Annotated in this window: 1 protein-coding gene; it reads left to right on the top strand. The window is 44.1% G+C overall.

Going from position 1 to position 204, the window contains the following annotated elements; translation table 11 throughout:
• Nucleotides 1-15: 15 nt before the first annotated feature.
• A partial coding sequence (rpmE, locus tag AB4496_RS28355) for a 50S ribosomal protein L31 (protein WP_372133387.1) occupies nt 16-204 on the top strand: 189 nt, incomplete at its 3' end.

Below are 204 nucleotides of genomic sequence, written 5' to 3'. Positions count from 1 at the left end.
AATTGAGGTTTTCCCATGAAAGTTGGTATCCACCCAGAATACAAAGCAGTTTCTGCAACTTGTTCTTGCGGCAACACATTTGAGTTCAACTCAACGCTAGCAAAAGAATCAATCCACCTAGACGTATGTGACAAATGTCACCCGTTTTACACTGGTAAGCAACGTATCGTAGATACGGGCGGCCGTGTTGATCGCTTCAACAAG

Origin of the sequence: Vibrio sp. 10N.222.46.A1 (assembly GCF_041473595.1) — a bacterium.
Taxonomy (GTDB): domain Bacteria; phylum Pseudomonadota; class Gammaproteobacteria; order Enterobacterales; family Vibrionaceae; genus Vibrio; species Vibrio tasmaniensis_A.
This window is presented reverse-complemented; position numbering and strand designations above follow the sequence as displayed.